General features: G+C 38.9%; 20 protein-coding genes. 16 read left to right on the forward strand and 4 right to left on the reverse strand.

The genetic code is table 11. The annotated features are described in order from the left end of the window. The first annotated feature begins 9 nt into the window (after positions 1-9). The 7 genes from CH361_RS04195 to ftsZ all read left to right on the forward strand — a co-directional run bounded on the left by CH361_RS04195 (position 10) and on the right by ftsZ (position 8,599). Positions 10-1,566, forward strand: a complete 1,557-nt coding sequence (locus tag CH361_RS04195; protein WP_100789593.1) for an MBOAT family O-acyltransferase — start codon at positions 10-12, stop codon at positions 1,564-1,566. Then, positions 1,556-2,821 (forward strand): DUF1574 family protein, encoded by a 1,266-nt coding sequence (locus tag CH361_RS04200; RefSeq protein ID WP_100789594.1) that lies wholly within the window; start codon positions 1,556-1,558, stop codon positions 2,819-2,821. Before CH361_RS04195 ends, CH361_RS04200 begins: the two co-directional genes overlap by 11 nt. A 71-nt stretch (positions 2,822-2,892) precedes the next feature. After that, positions 2,893-4,599 (forward strand): caspase family protein, encoded by a 1,707-nt coding sequence (locus CH361_RS04205; RefSeq protein WP_100789595.1) that lies wholly within the window; start codon positions 2,893-2,895, stop codon positions 4,597-4,599. Between the two features lie 340 nt (positions 4,600-4,939). Further along, complete coding sequence (locus tag CH361_RS04215; protein WP_100789597.1) at positions 4,940-5,305, forward strand: LIC_10421 family protein; 366 nt, start codon at positions 4,940-4,942, stop codon at positions 5,303-5,305. Positions 5,306-5,426: 121 nt separating this feature from the next. Continuing rightward, complete coding sequence (locus CH361_RS04220) at positions 5,427-6,158, forward strand: cell division protein FtsQ/DivIB (RefSeq protein ID WP_100789598.1); 732 nt, start codon at positions 5,427-5,429, stop codon at positions 6,156-6,158. Between the two features lies 1 nt (position 6,159). After that, positions 6,160-7,398 carry a cell division protein FtsA gene (gene ftsA, locus CH361_RS04225; RefSeq protein ID WP_100789599.1) on the forward strand — a complete coding sequence of 413 codons (1,239 nt, stop codon included), beginning with the start codon at positions 6,160-6,162 and terminating at the stop codon, positions 7,396-7,398. 10 nt (positions 7,399-7,408) lie between these two features. After that, positions 7,409-8,599: a cell division protein FtsZ gene (gene ftsZ / locus CH361_RS04230; RefSeq protein ID WP_100789600.1), complete on the forward strand. Its 1,191-nt coding sequence runs from the start codon at positions 7,409-7,411 to the stop codon at positions 8,597-8,599. A 112-nt stretch (positions 8,600-8,711) separates the two neighbouring features. Here ftsZ and CH361_RS04235 read toward each other — a convergent pair whose 3' ends face one another. The 3 genes from CH361_RS04235 to CH361_RS04245 are packed head-to-tail and all read right to left on the reverse strand — an operon-like array spanning position 8,712 to position 11,507. Continuing rightward, positions 8,712-10,118 carry a COG3014 family protein gene (locus tag CH361_RS04235; protein WP_100789601.1) on the reverse strand — a complete coding sequence of 469 codons (1,407 nt, stop codon included), beginning with the start codon at positions 10,116-10,118 and terminating at the stop codon, positions 8,712-8,714. Between the two features lie 16 nt (positions 10,119-10,134). Next, on the reverse strand, positions 10,135-10,713 hold the full coding sequence (locus tag CH361_RS04240) for a penicillin-binding protein activator LpoB (protein WP_100789602.1): 579 nt from the start codon (positions 10,711-10,713) through the stop codon (positions 10,135-10,137). A 35-nt stretch (positions 10,714-10,748) separates the two neighbouring features. Next, positions 10,749-11,507: a hypothetical protein gene (locus tag CH361_RS04245; RefSeq protein ID WP_100789603.1), complete on the reverse strand. Its 759-nt coding sequence runs from the start codon at positions 11,505-11,507 to the stop codon at positions 10,749-10,751. Here CH361_RS04245 and CH361_RS04250 point away from each other — a divergent pair. The 3 genes from CH361_RS04250 to ispF are packed head-to-tail and all read left to right on the forward strand — an operon-like array spanning position 11,467 to position 13,487. Next, positions 11,467-11,979 (forward strand): hypothetical protein, encoded by a 513-nt coding sequence (locus CH361_RS04250; RefSeq protein ID WP_100789604.1) that lies wholly within the window; start codon positions 11,467-11,469, stop codon positions 11,977-11,979. The two genes, CH361_RS04245 and CH361_RS04250, sit on opposite strands and share 41 nt — an antisense overlap. A gap of 21 nt (positions 11,980-12,000) precedes the next feature. Beyond that, the gene (gene nadA / locus CH361_RS04255) at positions 12,001-12,987 is read left to right on the forward strand and encodes a quinolinate synthase NadA (protein ID WP_100789605.1); all 987 of its coding nucleotides are present in this window, start codon (positions 12,001-12,003) and stop codon (positions 12,985-12,987) included. 5 nt (positions 12,988-12,992) lie between these two features. Further along, positions 12,993-13,487, forward strand: coding sequence for a 2-C-methyl-D-erythritol 2,4-cyclodiphosphate synthase (gene ispF / locus CH361_RS04260; protein ID WP_100789606.1), 495 nt, complete (start codon positions 12,993-12,995; stop codon positions 13,485-13,487). Here ispF and CH361_RS04265 read toward each other — a convergent pair. After that, the gene (locus CH361_RS04265) at positions 13,484-13,936 is read right to left on the reverse strand and encodes a hypothetical protein (RefSeq protein ID WP_100790011.1); all 453 of its coding nucleotides are present in this window, start codon (positions 13,934-13,936) and stop codon (positions 13,484-13,486) included. The genes ispF and CH361_RS04265 overlap by 4 nt on opposite strands. Positions 13,937-14,073: 137 nt before the next feature. Between CH361_RS04265 and CH361_RS04270 the strand changes: the two genes are divergently transcribed. The 6 genes from CH361_RS04270 to CH361_RS04295 are packed head-to-tail and all read left to right on the forward strand — an operon-like array spanning position 14,074 to position 21,087. Next, on the forward strand, positions 14,074-16,053 hold the full coding sequence (locus CH361_RS04270) for a SpoIIE family protein phosphatase (protein WP_100790012.1): 1,980 nt from the start codon (positions 14,074-14,076) through the stop codon (positions 16,051-16,053). Continuing rightward, positions 16,046-17,092 carry a carotenoid 1,2-hydratase gene (locus CH361_RS04275; RefSeq protein WP_100789607.1) on the forward strand — a complete coding sequence of 349 codons (1,047 nt, stop codon included), beginning with the start codon at positions 16,046-16,048 and terminating at the stop codon, positions 17,090-17,092. The genes CH361_RS04270 and CH361_RS04275 overlap by 8 nt, the downstream gene beginning before the upstream one ends. 3 nt (positions 17,093-17,095) lie before the next feature. Further along, the gene (locus CH361_RS04280; protein ID WP_100789608.1) at positions 17,096-18,106 is read left to right on the forward strand and encodes an ABC transporter permease subunit; all 1,011 of its coding nucleotides are present in this window, start codon (positions 17,096-17,098) and stop codon (positions 18,104-18,106) included. Further along, positions 18,103-19,152, forward strand: a complete 1,050-nt coding sequence (locus CH361_RS04285) for an ABC transporter permease subunit (protein ID WP_100789609.1) — start codon at positions 18,103-18,105, stop codon at positions 19,150-19,152. Before CH361_RS04280 ends, CH361_RS04285 begins: the two co-directional genes overlap by 4 nt. Then, entirely contained in the window at positions 19,149-20,138 is a 990-nt protein-coding gene (locus CH361_RS04290) for an ABC transporter ATP-binding protein (RefSeq protein WP_100789610.1), read from the forward strand. The genes CH361_RS04285 and CH361_RS04290 overlap by 4 nt, the downstream gene beginning before the upstream one ends. Beyond that, positions 20,131-21,087, forward strand: coding sequence for an ABC transporter ATP-binding protein (locus tag CH361_RS04295; RefSeq protein WP_100790013.1), 957 nt, complete (start codon positions 20,131-20,133; stop codon positions 21,085-21,087). Before CH361_RS04290 ends, CH361_RS04295 begins: the two co-directional genes overlap by 8 nt. Positions 21,088-21,091: the final 4 nt, after the last annotated feature.

Raw genomic sequence — 21,091 nt, forward strand, 5'->3', positions numbered from 1 at the left:
CGAAGACCGATGCTTTTTAATACCTTTGTCTTTTTGATTTTCTTTCTTTTTGTGTATGCGGTCTTTTTGGGATTCGGATGGTTTGCCGGAAAACAAAAATGGGCCTACCGCGCACAAAATCTTTGGCTACTATTTGCATCTTACTTTTTCTACGGATGGTGGGAGTGGTTTTTTCTCACTCTGATTCTCGTCAGTACCATCATCGACTACTGTGCCGCCATTTTGATTGATGGAACAGAGAACCAAGTCCGCCGCCGTCTCTATCTATCAGTTTCCATAATTGCTAACTTGGGCCTACTTTTTACAATGAAGTACTACGATTTTTTCGCGGTGAACCTCATTGATTCTTGGAACCAATTGGCACTGTGGATGGGGTCTACTGCGGCTGCCGATTCGAATACCTATTTGCTTCGAAATATCATCCTTCCTGTAGGGATTAGTTTTTATACCTTCCAAACCATGTCTTACACCATTGATGTGTACAGAAAACAAATCAATGCCGAACGTGATTTCTTTGATTTTGCATTATTCGTAAATTACTTCCCACAACTTGTGGCAGGGCCCATTGAAAGGGCACAGGATCTTTTGCCCCAATTGAAAAAACCAAAATTTCCTACTTGGGAGGGAGTCCAAAAAGGTTTGTACGATATCCTTCTTGGGTATTTTATGAAGGTTTATGTGGCAGATAACTTAGCCACTTATGTGGATCAAGTTTTCCTTGCAGGGAAGTCTCTTTACACTCAAAACCCAAGTATCATCCAAGCCATGGATGGTTCCCAGGTTTTTGCCGGTGGATTTTTATTTTTAACTCAAATTTATTGTGACTTTGCTGGTTATTCTTTTATTGCCCTTGGTGTTTCTAGGCTACTTGGTGTGACACTGACTGTTAACTTTGAAACACCTGAGTTTTCAAAAACTCCTACCGAATTTTGGAATCGTTGGCATGTAACACTGAATCGGTGGTTTCGCGATTATATTTATATTTCCTTGGGGGGAAGTAAATACGGTAAGTTTGCTCAGTATAGAAACTTATTTATTATCTTTTTCTTATCTGGACTTTGGCACGGGGCCAATTGGACTTTTATCACTTGGGGATGTTTGCAAGGTGTATACACCATCATTTATCTGGTAGCCTTTGCTAAAAAGAAGGAAGACAAAACAGAATCTCTTGAAGACACAAAACCATCCTTAAAAGATAAACTTCTTAGTATTCTCACAGGAACTTTCAGTCGTGTATTCATTTACACATTGGTTGTTTTTAGTGCTGTCGGTTTTCGTTCCTATGATGCCGATATGATGTTCCTTTATATGAAAAAGTTTTTATCTGTTTGGACTTGGGATATGAACCCAAACAATAATATCAAAGATATGTTTGGTTTGTTCGAAGAATATTTTAAAATCTTTTTGCCACTTCTCATCATTGATGGAATCACATATTTCAAAAAGGAAAGGTATTGGGTTTTTGTTTCTCATCCTGTCGTTCAAGTTTTTGTATTATCTTTTATGGCATTTCTCATCCTCACTCGGGGAGTTTTTGGTAAGGAGGTAATCTACTTTGCGTTCTAAATTTTTAGGAATTGGGATTACCCTTTTATTGTTTTTGATCCTTGAACTTGTAGTTCGAGTTACCGGAATTCACTATTTGGAACAACCGGAAATCTTTTTTGTAAACTTAAAAAAGGACTTTGTCGAATCGGGAAAAGGGGATGCCGATATCATTATTTTGGGTGATTCTCGTTCCATGGCTCTTGCTGGTTATCCGAAGCAACCTGGAATTGAATTTTCTGTTTATAACCATAGTTTGCCGGCGATGGGACCAAAGTATTATCGTTTCTTTTTGGATAAATATCTACAAAAAGGAAATGTAAAACCTAAAATGGTTTTGTTTGCTGCTTCACCTACGTTGTATTCTACGGGATACGGCCCTCCACTTTATGACCCAGATGCCAAGTCGGTGAAAGAAAATGAATCCGTATCTACTTATCTGAATCGCAGATGGAATGAAGGGATCGAGAAGAATTTTTTCCGAACAGCAACTCCGAGTAATATTGTCAGTTACAGTGGAAAACAAGAAGATTTTAACCAAATTCTTTGGGAATTTTTTGGCCATAGATACTTACACCAATTTACTTTTTCCGAACTATCCGAACAATACTCTGGGGTGGAGCGATTATTCATTTTATCGAAAGCCGCACCACTTTTATACGAATCCTATCGTTTTCATGGTGCGATTCGCAATGCACTGAGTGTTTCCAATTGGAAAGTGGATAAAAATTATAAAGAAAAATCACTCTTTTGTGAATCTTGTGAAAACATTGAAGCAGGACTTTGTAAACCATCTTCTTCCCAACTAGAAGACAATCGCACGATTGAAGACCAAATTTGGCGCCATTCTGGAAAATACAATATCTCCAATCGATTGAAACCAGAACTTGTTTTATTTTCGAAACAACTCGTTAGAAAGGAACTAGAGGAAGAACTTAAAAATCCAATCCCTTATACTTATACCAGGCCAGACTTTACTGTTTTAAAAGATCTGATTGAATACACTCGAGCACGGGGAATTGGGTTTGGACTCGTTTATATGCCATGGTTGAAAGAAAGGCAAGAAACACGTGAATCTCAGGACCTACTAGTGGATCTAAAAACTTTTTTCAAAGAGAATCCCGATGCGGGCCTATTTTTCTTTCCCGATTCGTCTTATCCTACGGAGAGATTTGTAGATAATATCCATTACGATTGCCGAGGAGAAAAACGGGTAAACGAAGAATTTCGTAACAATGTCCTTCCTCAAGTGTTCCGTTTTTTGCATTCTCAGTAAAAATCCAATTGATTTCCGTTTTCCGGTGATGGAGAATGAGGCACTCCATCCGGATAAGAGGAAACCCAATCATGTTTTCGTTTCGAAACATATTTGTTTGTATTCTATCGGCCTATCTCATCGGTTTACCGGTATTTGGCCAGAACCGTTATGCGTTGTTCATTGGAACTAACTACAAAGGAAACACTGCAAAAATTCCTGAGTTGAATCTTTGTGAAGCAGACGCAAACTTTCTAAAAGAAAAAATCCAAAAAAAAGGAAACTTCAAGGATATCAAAGTCCTGTTAGGTTCCATGGTCACTCGCGACAACGTGAAAAATGCAATTACCCAATTGGGTAAAGTTGTTGGGAAAGAAGATTCTGTTTTTTTATACTTCTCCGGTCACGGGATGTACATGAAAGATGCGAAGGCAAAGAACGGTATGCGTAACTATCTCATTTGTTACGATCGCCCTCATATCTCTGATGAAGAGTTAAACGAATTTTTAACAGAAATCAAATCCCAAAAAACGGTTCTTGTGATGGATTGTTGTTATTCAGGTGGGATTGCTAAAAAAGGAAAAAACACTCGTGGTGCCGCAGAGATCCCCATTGCGCAAGGAAACGACGGGGTTGTGCGTCAAAACGCAGAAGACTATTTTTTCCAAGACAAAGCGGTCATTTCCTCTTCAGATGATGACCAAACTTCTATCGAAGTGGGAGGAACCATCAACCATGGTATCTTTACTTATAACTTTGGAAATGCTTTAGAAAAAGCAGATTTAAACAAAGATAGTGTGGTGACGGCTCTCGAAGCCTTCTTTGTTGCTAAAGAAGAAACTGTAAAGATGGCGCGCCAGTTCAACCACGAACAAACACCCCAAGTTTCTGGAAATGCAGCTGGAATTTTGTTAACAGGTTCTCCGAAACCACAACCTCCCCCACCAAAACCACCAAACGTAGTCATCAACGTGCCGATCACACCGGTGGAAAACACAACACCACCAAATAATAATACCACGACTCCACCCGTGACACCTGAGCCAGAACCAACTCCGGCCAACGAAACCACAGTCGTCATTCCTCCCATTGTGGAAGAACCACCAGCACCACCTTCTGTCACAACAGGAAGTATCCTCATCCGAACTTCCATCATCAAAGATAAATCTTACGGTGGGGCTGCGACTAAGTCGCCTTACGATCTCTTAAACAAACAGGGAAAACTAAAATCATCCCCTGCAGAGGACAAGGTAAGGTCCATCAAAGTTCTAGTGGATGACCAGGAATACACTTCCCAAGTCACAACGGAAAAGTCGAAAATTTGGGGATCCGTCACCAAAAACGGAACTTTGGTCCAAGGTGATATTTATAATATCAAAATTGACAACCTTCCGGCCGGTGTGCACCAAATTGAGATTCGGGCCGACAAATACCCTATTTACAAAACCGCAGCGGCGGTCCTTCCCAAACAAACAGTTACAGTGGATGCCATCAACTCCATGGATGGATTTGGAGCGATTCGAGGTCGTGTTTTCTTCAAAACCCTGGACAATCCCATTGAAAAACACCCTATCTATATGCCGACGGTGGTCTCTACCAACCAGATCTTCAAGGTTACTACCGACAAAGATGGGTATTTTTGGTTCACCAACCTAAAACCGGGAAAATATGAAATCCGAGCTAGTTTCATGGAAGAAATGAAATTAGAGAATTCGGAAATCCATGTTCAGCCAGGGGAAGTGACCAATGTGGACATCATCCTCAATAAAAAACTGAGTTATACAAAGACAAAATACTGATTTCTGGTTCAAAAGTCTTTGGTTCCAACTTTAGAAAACCCTCTTCGGAGGGTTTTTTTGTTTGTGAATTTTGGACAAAGCTCTCTCTTTCGGAAATCCTTCCAACAGAGAAAAGTATGAGTAAGATACTAAATTCGATTAAGATTTTCTTAGATTGATTAATATTAATCATAAAATGATTAATATTAATCCGGATTTAACTTTTTTTCCTATTTTGGCGCAATAGATGTCGAATTTTATGGAATTTCCGATTGAATTTAATCGTAACGAGAAGCTTTCTAGAGTCATAGAATACAAATAGGGAATCGGAAAAAGAGGTTCCCAATCTAGAGAGGATCACATGAAAACAACAAAGATTATCGCAACAGGGATCTTAGCTTTCGGACTTGCAACAGCAAATCTTCAGGCTTTAGATACAAACGAAAGACTAGAGCTTTTAGAGTCTGCTATGATTGACCAAGCAACCACTCCAGCGCAAAAGTCTGCCGTTTCTGAATACCTTGCGAATGTCGCAAAAGAAAAAGTAGAATTAGCTCAAGCACTTCGTGACAGAGCAAACTCTACTCGTGGCGGTAAAGTAGTAAGCCAAATGAACGAGAAGAAAGACCTTCTTCGCCGTGCTGAGGCTCTTGAAAAAGAAGCTAAAAAATACCGCACTGTCTCTATGGATCTAAGCCAAGCATCCATGCAGGTAGCACAAAACTAAACAATCCCAAACGCCAGTTTGAGATTTGTGAGAAAGGTCAGGTTCGCCTGACCTTTTTTTGTACCTTCCTAATTTATATTAATGCTTTCCAAACAGCCTTGGTATGTGACATAATCAATATATGGTTGACACTCCCCAAGAAATCAAAGAAAAACGATTTGGGCGTGTGGTTCCGTTCCTGTTAGTCTTTGTGGGCCTTCTGGCTCTAGGACTTGTCTTCCGTTGGGGAAGACCTGTGAAGCCGGTAGACCGTTTAGAATGGGAAGGGCTTGTGGCTCTTTCTCCTCCTCTAGTTCTCCGGTATCTGGAAGTGGATCCAGAATCACCAAAGATCGGAGATTGGAAGGATTGGGAGAAAAAACTCTCAAACCATCCTCGAATTCGAAAGGTGCGAATCACTAGGGACCCAGATGGATTTTTGATTATCAATATACAGGAGAAAGTCGCTGAATTTGTCATACATGTAGAAAATTCCCTGTATGAAGTGAGTGAAGATCTGGAGATACTTTCCAGAGATCATGTGTTAGCTGATCATTTAATTGTGATTAGTGGACAGTTCACCGTTGGGGAAAACAAACTAGAAGGCCGACAGATTTTTGATATTACCAAAGAAATGCGACATGCTCTTTCCCTTTACCCCACACTTAAATCCAGAATCTCCGAACTTGTCGCTGAACGTGATGGCAATTTTACCATGTATTTAAAATCACCTAACTCGATAAAAGTGTATCTGGGTGATAAATTGGAACTAAATATTTTTCGCAAATTATATGCATCCTTGGCTTACATGGAAGCAGAGTCTGTAAAAGCTGTTTCTATAGATTTAAGAGGAGAGGACGCAATTTACCACTAATATGAGCTATGATGATGCACCTATCATAACGGCCTTGGATTTAGGATCCTCTCTTGTGAAAGTTGTCATTGGACGACTGGTCGGGGATCATGAGATCGAAATCATTGGAACGGGAGTTTATCCTTCTGCTGGAATCAAAAATGGTTCTATTGTCAATGTAGAAACAACAACTAAGTCCATCATTGAAGCATTTGGTGATGCCGAACTGATGGCTGGCCAAGAAGTGAATGCTGTAGTGGTTAATGTTTCTGGAAAGTCGGTGTATGGATTCAATGAAAAAGGAATCATTGCTGTTACTAACAGAGAACGAATTGTATCTGAAACAGATATTATGCGAGTGGTGGAAGCAGCACAAGCAGTTCATGTTCCAAACGACCAACAAGTTATTCATGTCCTCACAAAAGAATTCAAAGTAGATGATCAGGTCAATATCAAAGATCCAATAGGGATGACAGGGGTTCGTTTAGAAGCTGAAGTACATATAGTATCCTGTGGAAACACAGCCCTGAATAATATTGATCGTTGCGTAGAACAAGCAGGTCTTTTGCAAGTAGACCGAGTTTTATCCAGCCTTGCTTCTTCGGAAGCCATACTCACTTCAGGTGAAAAAGATTTGGGAACTGCCGTCATCGATATTGGGGCCGGAATCTGCGACATTATCATTTATGTAGATGGGGGAATTGCCTTTTCCTCAGTAGTTCCTTTTGGTGGATTTCATATCACTAGCGATATTTCCATTGGTTTAAAAACCACTGTAGAAACAGCGGAAGTCATCAAAAAAAGGTATGGCCACACTCGGATTGATATGGTCGATCCAACAGAGAAGTTTGAAATTCCTTCGATTTCAGGAAGGCCTGCACGTTCAGTATTTCGCCAGGAACTTGTAGAGATTTTAGAACCAAGGGTTCGTGAAATTTTAGAGATGATTGATCATGAACTGGTTCGTTCAGGGTTTAAGTCAAGTTTGGCGGGAGGAGTGATCCTGACAGGAGGAACTTCTCTTTTACAAGGGATTGAAGCCACAGCCGAAGAAGTTTTACGGTTGTCAGTGGGTCGTGCCAAACCTGCGGGACTCAGTGGCCTTGTGGATAAAATTGCATCCCCTGAATATGCTACTGCCGTTGGCCTAATTAAATACAGTTCAAAAATACAAAACCTAGAACAAAGAAACATGCATTCCGGATCTGATTCAGACGGTTGGATGAAGAAGGTTCGTCGTTGGATGGAGAATAATCTCTAAGGATATGTCGATGTTGTACCTAGAAGAAGAAAAAACAAGCCCCGCAATCATTAAAGTCATTGGAGTTGGTGGCGGTGGAATGAACGCCGTCACTCGTATGGTTCATTCTAAAATGACAGGTGTTGACTTTATTGTGATGAACACCGACGAACAAGTGTTACTAAAATCACCAGTAGAAGTTAAAATCCAGTTAGGTAATAAAGTAACAAGAGGGATGGGTGCCGGTGGTGATCCGGAACTCGGAGAAAAAGCAGCCCTGGAAGATAAGGAACGAATTGTATCGGCACTCAAAGGTGCAGATATGGTTTTTGTCACTGCGGGAATGGGTGGAGGAACCGGAACTGGGGCCGCTCCTATTATTGCAGCGATTGCCAAAGAAATGAAATGTTTGGTTGTGGGTGTAGTCACAGTTCCATTTTCTTTTGAAGGAAAACGTAGAGCTGAACTTGCTAAACAAGGAATTGATCAACTTCGTGCAAATGTAGACACTCTCATTACGATCCGTAATGACTCTATCTTTCAAGTGGTGGATAAAAATACTCCTGTAGATATGGCATTCCGTGTGATCGACGATATCTTGTTAAATGGTGTTCGTGGGATTAGTGACATCATCAACCATCCAGGAATCATCAATGTAGATTTTGCTGATGTAAAAACCATTATGAAAGATACTGGGGATGCGATTTTAGGTGTGGGTGAGGGACGTGGAGAAACTCGCGTGAGTGAAGCTGTAGAACAGGCCATCAATAATACACTTTTGGAAGACTCAAGCATCCAAGGGGCTAAGTCCCTTCTTATCAATGTAACTGGGGGAAATGATCTTACCATTCATGAATGGAATGAAGTTTCACAAATCATTACTGCACAAGCAGATCCCGACGCGAATATCATCATTGGACTAAACGAAGACGGATCCCTATCGGATCAAATTCGAGTGACAGTGATTGCCACTGGATTTAACAAAAAGGGAAAACAATACCAGAGAGAACAAAAGGTTGTGGGTTCCGAAGAATCCATTTCTCCAATGGTTTACATCAGAAAGTCAGAAGAAAAAGAATCTGGATTTGGAAAGGATGTGGATTCGACTCGCTCCATCCGCCAAACGAACCGAGGATTTTCTTCTCAAAAACAAAACTCCCCGTTTCAAAACTACGGAGAGGATTACGACATTCCTGCTTTTCTAAGAAGAAAGACTGATTAAAATCAGCAGTGGGTTCGACCCACCGACAAACTAGATGTCAGTCAGTGGTCGGTCATTTGGTTGATTGGGTGGTTGATTAATACTAAAGTTGTTCAGTCAATCAATCGGTTAGTTAGTTCGAATAAGAACGAACGGAAACAAACAGAGGTTTATCGGCTTCGACGAGAAGCTTTTTCGGAGCGGCAGTCACCACTGAACCCGGAGATTCTACTTTGAAGTCGTATTCTCCTGGAGCCAGAAGGATCCGTTTCACTTGAAAGTTAGCCGGAATGGTTCTCCAACAACGTAAGTCAGGAGCAATGGTTTGTGAAACAGCAAGCCCTGCGGCCGCCCCTGCTGCTGCACGAATCAAAGTGGAAACTAAATCGTTATTTTTATTTTTCCCACCAGATTCTATCGCTCTTGCCATCGCTTCAGAGGCAATGACAGCAGCTACAATCTTCAAAGAAATGGATGTTAAGTTTTTGGTGATGAGTGTTTTATAACTTTCATTGAAGTTATTCATCGCAGTCTCGGAGTAATTGTTCATAATATCGGAATATCCGACATCCACTCCGTTGATGTAATATTTTTTAGGAAGAGAACCTTTGGGATCTCTTTCTTTATAAATAGGAATAGGATTTTCGGCTACTGATAGCGCCGCAACGGCACCAGCTAGAGAAGCACCAGCTCCTTTCGAACGTAACCCAATTTCAACAGCACCTCGGAGGGCTACGGCAAAATATTCATCGTCCATAAGTTTTCCACGAGACATTTTGATCGCGGACTTTCCTGCTTCATGAATGATGATGACCTCAGATAGTTTTTCGTTTTCTGGAGATGTTCTTTGCATCGAGCTATTGTAGGCTTGTAAACTTGCACGTCCCGCTGCATACTTTGATTGGTCACCAGAGTCTCCTTCCCTAACAGCTAACAGATATCTGTCGGCAATTAGGTTTTGGCTTTTTCCAATGAGTTGTTCCATGTTTTTGTATTGGACACGAGCGTCATTGTAACGACCTAGTTCTTCAGAAACATAGGCATCAATCAATCTTGCGGCATTGTTTTGGCGATATTCGGCCGCAAGAAAACGCATTTCTTTTAGTTCGAAATCTAACCTTCTGAAATAAATTTTTGCATTGTTTGTGTCACCTTGAAGAAGGTAATTGTTCGCAATGTAAAACTTGATCATTACTCTTTCGAAGTCTTCTCCGGTATAATTGGATTCGTTATCCGATAAAATAAACGAAAGTCCAGACCGCGTCATACTAACTTTGATATTGTCTGCAATATCTTCTGCTTCTTTGAAAACTTTATTAGAGGTTACATAATCTCCTTTGGTATGAAAGATCATACCTGCTTCCATTAGAAACAAAAGTTTGTCCTTGTTAGAGGAACCTTCATAGAGTTCTCTAATTTTAGGAATGGCAGAATCATAGTTCTGCCCATAGTACGCCGATTCGGTTGCTTGGATGATTTTGTTATAATCACTGGCACAACCGAGAATAAAAAGAGAAAGAAAGAGAATGGTTTTTTTCATGAAATGATGGAAGGGATTACCAGCTAACCCCTTTATTTCCTCGAACGGCTAGTTTGCGGTAGGATACTTTTTCAGACCAAACGGCAATTGTTGTTTCTACTTCTACAAGTTCGATGTTGATGGATTGTTCTACGATTTTTTCTCCATCAGAGGTAAACATGTTTTCGTTAATCTCGCAACGAACAAAGAAGTTTGGAGATTTGAGTTTTCCAATGGATAGTCTGTTGGAAGTGAGTCCAGACAAACTGAATTGAATTTCATTGAGAGACTGCTCTCTTGTTTTTGTGCGAACTGTATAAATTTTTCCTTTGATGAGTTTCGAAACAAAGGCGTTGTCAAAAAGTTCTGTTTGGATTTGTTCTGATGTATCGTTACGAGTAGGGAAGTGGGCAACAAAAACACCTTCTTCGTGTGGGTTTTCTTTGAAATACTCCCCAATTTGGCCTGCCAGTTTATCGGCAGCTTTCACCAATTCTTGGCTAGTGAGCCCACCTGAGTCGGAGATATAATCATCAGCGTTGTCGAGTCGTTTGGGACTGCTACTGCATTGGAATAAGAATCCTACTAAGAGAAACGAGAAAAGAATTTGTTTCATAACCCCATTTATATGAGGGATTCAGTGGGGACTTGTCAATTCCAAAAATCGACTTTCAGTTCTTCCTGTTTGGCACTACGATAAGAAGTTTTTTCTTCTTCGGACATTTCTAATAATTCTCTTGCATAAATGAGTTCGACCACCTGGCGGAAAAACATAGGGCTTTCCCAGGATTGAATTTCCCATTTTTCTTTTTGGTAAAGTTCTGCTTTTTTCTTTAGAAAAATTCGTTTTCGTTCCCTGGAATAACTGTAGGGATTTTTCTGAACATAATCTTCTAGGTAAGAGAGAAGCCAAACCGGTGGGGTTGTGGGGTGTTTGGGAAATAAAAGATGACGTAATACCACTGGAAAAATTTCTTCTGAGATACGATTCACGGCTGTTAGTTTTTCGAAGGAAGTGAGGTCTTCTCTTTTTTCCACCTCTAAAGTTTTTTCCTTCCAATTCATAAAGGCAACATACACAGCATAAAGGACATGGCCTCTTTCGTCTGGATAGGTTTCGAGTAAGTACGCATAAGTTTTGTCTCTTTCCCCTTCCCAAAGATAGGATTCTTTTCCGCGCAGGGTTTCTAAAAAATCACGTAAATCGGAAGGATATCCAGGACCTTGTAGAACCTCTGGACGGTTTTGTAACCTCTGCCAATAGACCTCAGAGCGGGAGTCAAACGAAGATTCCTTATGATCCGGGTTCGTTTTTTTCTGAAAAAGGAAATAGACAAGGCCACCCAAAAGGAGGGAAAGTAGAATCAACATGAAAAGGAAGATGATAATTTTCTTTTTATTAGCAGGCATTGTCTTTTCGGCAAATGGTTGTAAGAAAGAATCCACCGACGATTCTGAAACAGAATTACTTGGTTCAATCCTTTCGCAAGGAAGCGCGATTCAAGCTGCTTGTCAAAGATTTATTTTATCGGAATCAAACTGTGTGGCGACTTCTGATTCAAGTGCCAGTGTTTGTTCTGGACTCATTTCAAACCTAAAAGGAGAAATCCTCCCTCAAGAATTGAGTACGGATTCTGTTGCCATTTTATACTTTGATTGTTTTACAAGAACGAATTACACTTACAATATTGCTAAGGCCTGTAACCAAAATTCTTTTAATTCTAATTCGGATTACAGAAGAGTCCAAAGAACAGGGACCTCTCAGGCAGAAATATCTTGGCGCGAAGCATTTAACCAGTGTGGGTCTTTGGAAAATGAAGTTCCACCTGCCGATTCTGGAATTTCGGAAACTGACACCATCCTTCGTTCCGATCCGTTTTAATATTCACTTAAGGAGTGTTATATGTCATTAGTCACTAAAGACCAATTGGTCCAAAAATTAAATCCTATTTATCTTCCGCATGAAATTGAAGAAAGGATCATTCCTCTCGCCGAAGAAATCAATCGTCTCAAAAAAGAAAAAAATGCTGTGATCCTTGGTCATAATTATATGACTCCTGATGTGTTTTGGGGTGTGTCCGATATCATTGGAGACTCTTTGTATCTTTCCAAAATGGCAAAGGAAACTAAGACAGATATGATTCTTTTTAATGGAGTTCATTTTATGGCAGAAACTGCCAAAATTCTATCTCCAGAAAAAAAAGTATTAATTGCTGATCTGAAAGCTGGTTGTTCACTCGCAGAAGCCATCACAAGAGAGGATGTGAAAGCTCTCAAAGCAAAATACCCTGGTGTTCCTGTTGTTACTTATGTGAACTGTTCGGCGGAAGTGAAGGCCGAAACCGATGTTTGTTGTACTTCAGCTAATGCTTTGCAAATCGTGAATGCTGTGGAAGGGGATACTGTGATTTTTTTGCCGGATGAATATTTGGCAGGGAATGTTCGCAATCATACGACAAAAACCATCATTTCTCACCCTGGTCGTTGTATGGTTCACGAAATGTATACACCAGAAGACATTAAGTCCGCAAAACGATTGTTTTCTGGTGATTTGACTGTGATCACTCATCCTGAATGCCATGAAGATGTTGTGAAAGAAGCAGATTTTTCTGGATCCACTTCGCAAATGGTGGATTTCATTAAACAAAGTAAAACAAATAAAATTATGTTGGTAACCGAATGTTCGATGGGAGACAACCTTCGGGCAGAGTTTCCTGAAAAGGAATTTGTTTCTACATGCCAAACTTGTCCCCACATGAAAAAAATTACTTTGGAAAAAGTAAGAGATGCACTTCTCAAAGAACAGTATGAGATCTTTTTGGATGAAGAAGTGATTCGTCTTGCTCAGAAATCCGTAAATAGAATGTTAGAATTGAGTTATAAAAAGTAGGAATTATGTTTAGAGTTGGAAACGGAATCGATTTTCATAAATTAATCCATGAACCTTTTCGTCCACTAATCCTTGCGGGAGTAGAGGTAAAATCAGAATTTGCACTTCTTGGTCATAGTGATGCCGATGTGGTTTTACATGCAGTAGCAGATGCTATTCTTGGAGCTCTGGCACTAGGTGATATTGGTGTACACTTTCCTGATACAGATCCTCAATACAAAAACATGAATTCTTCTCGTATTGTTGAAAAATGTCTGGAACTGATCTCTGAGAAAAAATTCAAATTAGTGAATGTGGATTGTACTTATGTGGGTGATCATCCAAAAATTAGTCCTATCCGCGCAGAGTTGAATGCTTCTTTGGCAAATATCACAAAACTTCCGTTAGATTGTGTTTCCATTAAAGCCACCACATCAGAAGGAATGGGTAGCCTTGGACGTAGCGAAGGAGTGATGGTAATGGCTACTGTTTTACTCGAAAGTACAAAGGCAAAATCTTAGAAGAGTTTTTGTTTTCCATCGGCAATATGATTTAAATCTGCATTGCTAAAAAATAGAAACAAAAGTTTGGAAAGGGAGTTTGGATTTGGTTCTGCTTCCCAGGTTCCAAAGATACGAACACCGTTCTGGATGGATTCTAGGCGATAGGACTCTTTTAGAATTCGGTAATGTTTGAATCCTTCCATTGAGACTTGGAATTCAGGTGGTTGTAAGTTTGTTTTGGTGGTTGTGCTTTTTACTGGTTCACCCATTACTTTGGATTCCCAGGATTCTCCTGTCACAGGTGTTCGAAAGGATTTGGGTTGGAAAGACTCATAAAGAATCTTCTGCACTTGTTCAGGTTTTATGGATACATCCCATGTCCGCTCCACTCGCGTTTCACTTTGCCGAGTAACGGCGACCGCAAAAACCAAAACAAAAACACCGAAGACACGAAGATACCAAATCATATCTCCATTGAAAAATCTATTGCCTAGGGATCGATTGAAATTTATTTTTCTCCTACCGAAGGGAAACCAAGGTGAGGGTTTTGCCACTGCATTCAGGAAGAGAAATTTCATCAAAACGTGTCTCGGGGCTGGTGCAAGTGTACCAACGAGAAAATCATCTATCACGCCATACCAATCCGTTTCCTGAAATTTTAGATGATACCATTTACATTCGAATTTTGAAAGATCCCAATTATTGGATTTCGCAAGATCTGGAAGATAAAATCATTCAAATCATTGCCCAGTCTTTGGATATTTCAGGCATTTTGTACCATCTGGGAACGGAAAGTCTGATCACCAATGCTTATGATTTATTACCTCTTGACGATTCGCGAATTGATTTAGAAGAAATGATCCAACGGTTGCCGATTTTGATAGGCCGGCTAACGCGTGCAGTTTATTTGAATGTAAAACCAATTTCTGAACATAAAGTATTATTTGTATTCAAGTATTTACCTGAGTACCAAGAGAAGTGGTATGACGCTGTTTTTTTTCAGGGTATGCTTAACGGTCTTGCCGTTCTTTTTGAACTTAAAACTTTTAAGATTCGAATGACCCAAACTAGGCTTTTTGGGATTCATATCGCACATAAAGAGTTAGGTGATGATATTCAGTTTGGAGCTGAATCGAATGAATATGAGTTGGAATGGTCAGAAGATAGTTTGTTTTTGTCTAGGTCTCGTTTGACTAAAGATGATGTTAGCAACCGACATAGAGTTTTAGTCACTTCTAGGTCAGACTCTCAATTGGAAGAAATTTCCATTGTGGATGTCAAAGACGTAGTGCGAAGGTCAAGAGAACTTGCCATTGAAAATCGAGATTTGGAAGCTGCGGTTGAAGTATTAAAATCATTCAAACAAGAGTTGGAAAAAAAACAACTCTCTATGGCAAAAGACTTACGGCTTGCAAAGAACATTCAAAAAGGACTCATCCCGGAAATCATTCCTGATTGGAATGGGATTCAGTTTTGGACTGGATTTACCCCTATGCAAGAAGTCAGCGGTGATTATTACGATTATTTTCCATACAATGTACATAAACTAGGTGTTGCTGTTTGTGATGTGTCTGGCCATGGGGTTCCGGCCGCTTTTATCACCGCATTATCAAAGTTATTGTTTTCGAATTATAAAAAAACAAAACCATCTGAAACATTTAAACTCATCAATCGAGAACTATTGGATTTAGTCAAACAACAAGGATATACAACCTGTGTTTATGTTTTAATCCATGATGACTACAAGGTTTTATACTCCATCGCTGGACATCCAAGGCCCATTTTGTTTCGAGCAAAAACAAATAGAGCTGAAATTTGCGAAGGGGATGGGACATTTCTTGGAATGTTTCCTGATGCTGGTGAAACCTTTTTGGATTTCCAAATCCAATTGGAACCAGGAGATAAATTGTTTTTATACACGGATGGACTCACTGAGGCAGAAAATGATAAAGGCAACGCATTTGGGGAATCAAAACTCATTCAAATCATAGAATCTTGTGCTGAAAAATCCATCCAGGAAACAGTGGAAACCATAATGACCATTCATAAAGAATTTACTATGGGAACTGATCCGATGGATGATATCACTCTTCTTGGACTTCAATTATCTCCCAGACTCCCTGAGTTTAATATCATCAAAACAAAAGGTGACGAAGCGTACAGAAAAAAAGAATTTCAAAATGCTGTGAGTTATTATGAAAAGGCTCATCAAATTTTACCTAGAGAATTGGAGACCCAACTTTTGTATGGAAAGGCCCTTGCCTATAGCGGAAGTTTTGAAAAAGCAATTCAACTGTTAGAATCTTATAATAAATTCAAAACCAATCATTTTAAATCACATTCTGTTTTGGGATATTGTTATTACCAAATGGAAATGTTTGAAAAAGCAGAACTCGAATGGAAAAAAGCGCATTCCATCGATGACTCAAATTTATCTAATTTATATAACTTGGCACAAGTTTATAGGAAATTAAATGAAAAGAAAAAAATGAAAGATGTCATCGAAAAGATGAAACGAATTGAAAAAACATACCTTCATATCCTTCCACTTGAAAAGAAGTGGGAGTCTCTTCCCGATGAATAGAATTATCATTTTATTATTATCAGTTTGGTTTTTTCATTTTAGTTTTCCGAAAGATCATAGTTTTCATTCCGATTATGGACTGGAGTGGTGTTATTTTGTTGGTCATTTAGAATCCGAATCTGGAAATCTTTATGGTTATGAATTGTCGTTTTTTCGATTAAAGTTTTCTGACGGCAAAGATTGGAATCCAGAAGTATTCCCTGTTCATTTTGCGATTTCTGATTTTTCTTCCCAAAAGTATAAAAATTCTCAAACCATTAAACGAACCATAGGTGGACTTGCGGGATATACGGATCAAACTATTTATAGTGGGGATTATCGTTTAGAAATCATTTCTAAAGATAAGTTCCATATTTTTGCACGATCAAAATCGAAAGATCTTAGTTTGGATTTAGAACTGCAAGGAAATGGGAAAATTTTAATTCATGGCAAAGATGGAATTTCTATTAAATCCAATCGTAACCCAAATATATTTTCATATTACTATAGTTATCCGAGATTAAAAACTTCGGGAAAAATATCCATGTATGGGAAGTTGGAAAAAATAGTTTCGGGAAATTCTTGGATGGACCATGAATGGAGTGAAAAAAATGCAAAGTCTATTCCTACACTTGCCACGGGAGATACTAGTTGGGATTGGATTTGTTTGTCGGATGAATTCGGAGGAGATTATGTTTTTTTTCGGTTTCGTGAATCGCAAGAAGTTCCTCCCGAAATTTTTGGAACGTACAGAGATCCCAAAGGGAAACTCACTTCCTGGACAGAACCAGGCCAAATCAAAATGGAGTTTGTCGGTTCTTTTTGGAAAAGTCCAAAGACAAAAATAGAATACCCCCTCCATTGGAAAATTCAATACCCAGGTGGCGAATGGATGGTTTCTCCTATTTTCAATGAACAAGAGTTTGATGGAACTAAATCAACAGCAACTATCTATTGGGAAGGTGGAGTGGTGGCCATAGATTCTAAAGAAAAAAAGTCCGCCAAGGGATATTTAGAATTGAAAGGTTATAAAAAACCGAAACTATGGTGGGAGTTCTAAGATATGTGGAAATATTTTTTCAAACGTTTTTTGCTCATCTTTCCGACCCTACTTGGAATCACTTTCCTTGTTTTTTTGATTTCTCATTTTGCTCCTGGTGGGCCACTCAATAGTGAAATTGCAAAATTAAAAGGTTCAGGCAATTTAGCCGGTGCCTCAACCAAACAAATTTCGCAAGAAGAAATAGAACTAATCAAACAAAGGCTCCACTTAGACAAACCGGCGCCGGTGGCTTATCTACTTTGGTTAAAACAAATCATTCAGTTTGACTTGGGAGAGTCTCGTTTGCACTCACGCAAAGTGTCAGATCTCATTGTAGAAAAACTTCCTGTATCACTTTTTTTTGGACTCTCTGGTTTCTTTTTAACTTATTTGATTTGTATTCCGTTGGGGATTCAAAAGGCCTTAAAAGAAGGAAGTCAGTTTGATTTCATTTCCAGCTTCATTATCTTTTTTACATATTCCCTTCCAGTTTTCGCCTTTGCGATGTTACTTTTATATTTGTTTGCTTCTGGTGAAGTATTTTCCTTTTTTCCGTTAGGACATGAAGTATCGGACTTTTATGAGGATTTGAGTTTTTGGGGGAAGGTAAAAGATCGCCTGACTCATATGTTTTTGCCTGTGATTTGTTATGTGGTAGGTAGTTTTGCTGTTCTCACACTACTTATGAAAAACAGTCTACTGGATCAAATCGCAAAAGAATATGTTCGAACTGCAGTATCAAAAGGACTTAGTTTTTCTGATTCGATTTTTCGACATGCTTTTCGAAATTCTCTTATTCCGATTGCTACTGGTTTTGGAAGTAACTTAACTTTAATTTTTTCAGGATCATTATTTATCGAGTTAGTATTTAATATAGATGGAATGGGACTCCTTAGTTTTGAAGCAGTCAGAGAAAGAGACACAGATCTAATGATGGGATTACTTCTTGCTCAGAGTTTTTTAGGACTGATTGGAAAAATCGTCTCAGATTTTTGTTATATACTCATCGACCCGAGGATTGATTTCGAATGAATTTTATTTCAAACCCGGCAAACTTGCGTAAGTGGGAAAAGTTTAAAAAGAATAAACGTGCTTATTACTCGATGTTGATTCTTCTTTATACTTATATTTTATCTTTGTTTTCTCCACTTCTTATTAACAATAAACCTCTGTTTATTTTGTATGAAGGGAGTATTTCCTTTCCTATTTTTAGTTTTTATCCAGAAACAAAATTTGGGGGAGCCAATCTCACAGAACCCAATTATAAAAAATTAAATAAAGAACCAAGATTTTCTAATTCTTCCAATGTGATGGTATTTCCACCCATTCCCTTTGGAGTGAACGAAGATAATTTAGAAAGTTTAGAGGAAGGGACAAATCCACCTTCTAAACCGACACTCAAACATTGGATGGGAACCGATGACAGGGGCAGAGATGTGTTCACTCGTATCATATATGGATACAGACTTGCTATGACTTTTAGTTTGATCTTAATCATTGTGGAGATCTTTCTTGCTTCCTTTATTGGTGGGGTTCAAGGTTATTTTGTAGGGAGACTAGATCTGTTTTTACAACGAATCATTGAAATTCTTTCTGCTATTCCTTTCCTGTATCTCATTTTAATTATGGGGTCTTTTTTTGGGCGTGGGTTTTTTGTTCTCATTGTGACGTATGGATCACTTAGTTGGATAGGTCTTAGTTATTATATGAGAGGAGAATTTTTAAAACTACGCAAACAACAGTTTGTCGATGCAGCAAAAACTTTGGGTGCTTCTTCTTTCTCTATCATCATGCGTCATTTATTACCAAATTCGATCACTCCTCTTGTTACTTTTTTACCTTTTATTTTAATCTCTGCCATCTCTGTTTTATCAGCCCTTGATTTTTTGGGTTATGGAATTCCGGCTCCTAATCCTTCTTGGGGAGAACTCATTGGGCAAGGAAGGGAGAGGCTCACTGCTTGGTGGTTGATTACTTTTCCTTCGGTAGCCCTTTTTCTCACCATTTTATTTTCAGCATTTGTTGGAGAAGGGTTACGAGATGCCTTTGATCCTAAGGATAAGGTGGTTTACAAATGACAGATATTGTTAGAGCCATCGAAGTGAAAGATCTTTCGATACAAATCAAAACAGACGATGGAGTTTTACCTATTGTTGATAGTGTTAGTTTTCATTTAATGAAAGGTGAGACTTTGGCTCTTGTGGGTGAATCTGGTTGTGGAAAGTCTATTACAAGTTTAGCACTCACGAAATTACTTCCTTCCAACACAACTTTGTATCCTACGGGATCCATTTTGTTTAATGACCAAAACTTACTGAATGCTTCCCCAGAACACTTAAGATCAGTTCGTGGACGAGAAATTTCTTATGTATTCCAAGAACCTTTTTCTGCTTTAAATCCACTTCATAAAATCGGATCCCAACTAATCGAAGGATTTTTGTTACATGGTCTTGGTTCAGAAGAGGAAGCTGAAAATAAAGCTATTTATTTGTTGGAAAGAGTTGGGATTACTGATGCAAAACTAAGACTGAATCAGTATCCGAATCAGTTTTCTGGTGGGATGTTACAAAGAGTTTGTATTGCGATGGCACTTATGTGTGATCCAAAAGTATTAATTGCCGATGAACCAACAAGTGCTATCGATGTCACAATCCAATTACAATTGATTGAACTTCTCAAAGAGCTGCGTAAAGAAAATGAAATGTCTGTCCTTTTTATTTCACATGACATTGGACTCGTAAGTCATATCGCAGATCGAATTGCAGTGATGTATGCGGGAAAAATGATCGAACAAGGAACTGTGAATGAGGTGATTGATAACCCCAAACATCCTTATACAAAGGCATTAATTGCAGCTTATCCTAGTCATGAAAATATTGGAAAAAAATTGGTGACTATCGAAGGGATTGTTCCTTCGCCAAAAGCATATCCATCTGGATGTCGTTTTCACACACGATGTAACGATAAACTTCCGGTTTGTAATGTTTCTATACCGAAAGCTACTAAAGTTTCTGAATACCAATCTGTAGAATGTTTTTTATATGGAGGGAAAGAAAGTGCTTAATGTAAAAGACTTAGTTGTTTCTTATAAACAATCTCAATCTCTTTCCTTTTCTTCTAAACGTCTTGTGGCTGTGGAAAGGGTGAGTTTTACAATCCCGGAAGGAAAAATTTTAGGTCTTGTGGGTGAGTCAGGTTGCGGTAAGTCTACCATTGGCAGAGCCATTTTATCCTTGTTACCTTTTGATTCTGGTTCGATTCAGTTTGAAAATCAAGAAATCAAAAATGTCCCGAAAGAAGATAAGAAAAAACTCAAACGAAAAATCCAAGTTGTATTCCAGGATCCGTATTCCTCACTAAACCCACGTTTCACGATTGAAGAAATCATCACCGAAGGTTTACAAATTCATTTTCCAAATTTAAGTGTCGCAGAAAAAAAAGAAAAGGCGATTAAAGCTCTTTCTGAGGTGAATTTACCTGCTGATATTTTACACCGGTATCCTCATGAGTTTAGTGGAGGACAAAGACAAAGAATTGCCATTGCAAGAGCTTTGATTTTGGAACCTAGCCTTGTTGTTTGTGACGAGGCGGTTTCTGCTTTGGATATTTCTACCCAGGCCCAAGTGATTAATAATATTTTGTTATTACGTGAGAAATATGGACTATCTTATTTGTTTATATCTCATGACTTGAACATTGTAAAACACGTATCAGATCGCATCGCTGTCATGTATTTAGGACAAATTGTCGAAGAATGTAGTCGTGATGAGATTAGTAAAACGCCACTTCATCCTTATACGAAGGCTTTATTTTCTGCTAGTTTTGACTTAAAAGATCGAACCAGAATTTCTAAACCATTAACTGGAGAAATTCCTAGTCTAATGAATAAACCTAAAGGTTGTCGATTTCATACGAGATGTCCTATTGTTCAGGATATTTGTAAAACACAAGAGCCAGTGGAGTCATATCCTTCTGAAACAAGAAGAGTGAAATGCCACTTTCCCTTAAAGTGATATT

The organism is Leptospira brenneri, from assembly GCF_002812125.1.
Taxonomy (GTDB): Bacteria; Spirochaetota; Leptospiria; order Leptospirales; family Leptospiraceae; genus Leptospira_A; species Leptospira_A brenneri.

Coding starts and splice junctions, on each gene's coding strand:
- CH361_RS04275 (WP_100789607.1), top strand. CDS start 16,046: ATGAATAGAATTATCATTTTATTATTATCAGTTTGGTTTTTTCATTTT.
- ftsA (WP_100789599.1), top strand. CDS start 6,160: ATGAGCTATGATGATGCACCTATCATAACGGCCTTGGATTTAGGATCC.
- CH361_RS04285 (WP_100789609.1), top strand. CDS start 18,103: ATGAATTTTATTTCAAACCCGGCAAACTTGCGTAAGTGGGAAAAGTTT.
- nadA (WP_100789605.1), top strand. CDS start 12,001: ATGTCATTAGTCACTAAAGACCAATTGGTCCAAAAATTAAATCCTATT.
- CH361_RS04265 (WP_100790011.1), bottom strand. CDS start 13,936: ATGATTTGGTATCTTCGTGTCTTCGGTGTTTTTGTTTTGGTTTTTGCG.
- CH361_RS04235 (WP_100789601.1), bottom strand. CDS start 10,118: ATGAAAAAAACCATTCTCTTTCTTTCTCTTTTTATTCTCGGTTGTGCC.
- ftsZ (WP_100789600.1), top strand. CDS start 7,409: ATGTTGTACCTAGAAGAAGAAAAAACAAGCCCCGCAATCATTAAAGTC.
- CH361_RS04195 (WP_100789593.1), top strand. CDS start 10: ATGCTTTTTAATACCTTTGTCTTTTTGATTTTCTTTCTTTTTGTGTAT.
- CH361_RS04290 (WP_100789610.1), top strand. CDS start 19,149: ATGACAGATATTGTTAGAGCCATCGAAGTGAAAGATCTTTCGATACAA.
- ispF (WP_100789606.1), top strand. CDS start 12,993: ATGTTTAGAGTTGGAAACGGAATCGATTTTCATAAATTAATCCATGAA.
- CH361_RS04220 (WP_100789598.1), top strand. CDS start 5,427: ATGGTTGACACTCCCCAAGAAATCAAAGAAAAACGATTTGGGCGTGTG.
- CH361_RS04215 (WP_100789597.1), top strand. CDS start 4,940: ATGAAAACAACAAAGATTATCGCAACAGGGATCTTAGCTTTCGGACTT.
- CH361_RS04280 (WP_100789608.1), top strand. CDS start 17,096: ATGTGGAAATATTTTTTCAAACGTTTTTTGCTCATCTTTCCGACCCTA.
- CH361_RS04205 (WP_100789595.1), top strand. CDS start 2,893: ATGTTTTCGTTTCGAAACATATTTGTTTGTATTCTATCGGCCTATCTC.
- CH361_RS04240 (WP_100789602.1), bottom strand. CDS start 10,713: ATGAAACAAATTCTTTTCTCGTTTCTCTTAGTAGGATTCTTATTCCAA.
- CH361_RS04250 (WP_100789604.1), top strand. CDS start 11,467: ATGAAAAGGAAGATGATAATTTTCTTTTTATTAGCAGGCATTGTCTTT.
- CH361_RS04245 (WP_100789603.1), bottom strand. CDS start 11,507: ATGCCTGCTAATAAAAAGAAAATTATCATCTTCCTTTTCATGTTGATT.